This is a genomic window from Roseovarius sp. D0-M9, from assembly GCF_037083805.1.
Classification (GTDB): domain Bacteria; phylum Pseudomonadota; class Alphaproteobacteria; order Rhodobacterales; family Rhodobacteraceae; genus Roseovarius.
Genome location: NZ_JBAPKZ010000126.1, coordinates 1 through 1047 on the forward strand (window position 1 = coordinate 1; position 1047 = coordinate 1047).

2 pseudogenes are annotated in these 1047 nt (G+C 55.9%); one reads left to right on the forward strand and one right to left on the reverse strand.

Annotated features, from left to right (window positions below):
* Positions 1-333 precede the first annotated feature (333 nt).
* Positions 334-510: pseudogene (locus V8352_RS21825) on the forward strand (IS3 family transposase); the annotation flags it as partial.
* A 213-nt stretch (positions 511-723) separates the two neighbouring features.
* On the opposite strand, the pseudogene V8352_RS21830 reads toward V8352_RS21825, so the two are convergent.
* Positions 724-1047: pseudogene (locus tag V8352_RS21830) on the reverse strand (hypothetical protein); the annotation flags it as partial.

Below are 1047 nucleotides of genomic sequence, written 5' to 3' on the forward strand. Positions count from 1 at the left end.
TTCGCCACGCATCGCAGACCCCGCATAAGACACGTCGCTAACGACGTCGTTAAACACGTGTCTTAGAACAAAGACCCATAGTAAGGCAGGCGGTGCCAATGGCGCGGTTGCGCTGGATCAGGCACTTCCCTCGTTTGGTTGCTGTCGTCTGATCCCAAAGGTGCCGGGCGGCAGCGTGCCGCTCATCCTCGTTGTGTTGAGCCATTGAATTGCGAGAGACTTTCACCTCGTCGTGCGGCAACTGGCGGCTGCGTTGAGGTCACGGATGGCCCTATTAGGATCCCAATCGCGAATGCTCTGGTGCTCACCCGATGTGTGCGCAGCTACGGGCTCAGACGAAAGCTGGGGCTGTGGCGCTACGATTGCAATAATGTCAGGCCACACTCATCGCTTGGGAACAAGACGCCCGCTGAGGGGCGCCGAACGCTTGAGCAATCTGAAGGCTCCGCGCCCGGCGCGCTTGCCCAACCCGAAAACGACGACTACCAACCCCAAGGACTCTCATTATGACTGAGGGGCGACCGGGGGTGATCCGTGCGACTCCAAATGCCTCAGGCAGCCCAGGCGCTTCCTACGCCAAACTTACCGTTTTTGCGGTATTAAAGTCAGTGAGACGTACAACGGCTGTCATCGTATTTTGCGCCTTTTAATGAGTGGCTCCCGTCTTACAAGCTTAACGTGTTCAGAAAAGGGTGAACTGCTGCCGGTTTCGTGGACAGCGGATTAAGCTAGCATAGCGCGGTCCTTGAACTCCATGGGGCTTAGATAGCCCAGTTTCGAATACCGTCTGCGCGGGGTGTAGAAACGTTTGATATAGTCGAACACGTCAGCGAGGATGTATTCGAAGTCGGGCTCCTTGCTTAACGCTTTGAAAAGACTCCCAAACGCCCGCATACGTCCAATCAGTCGCTTGCCCGCTCTGTTTGATGTCACAAGGCTAACCTCAAAAGGTCGGTGGGGTGTTTGCCCAAAGGATGCGCGCACGCGTGTTGCCAGGGTTGCGATAGCCATGTTTGAGGTGCGATTTGAAATGAAATGCGTCGCCCA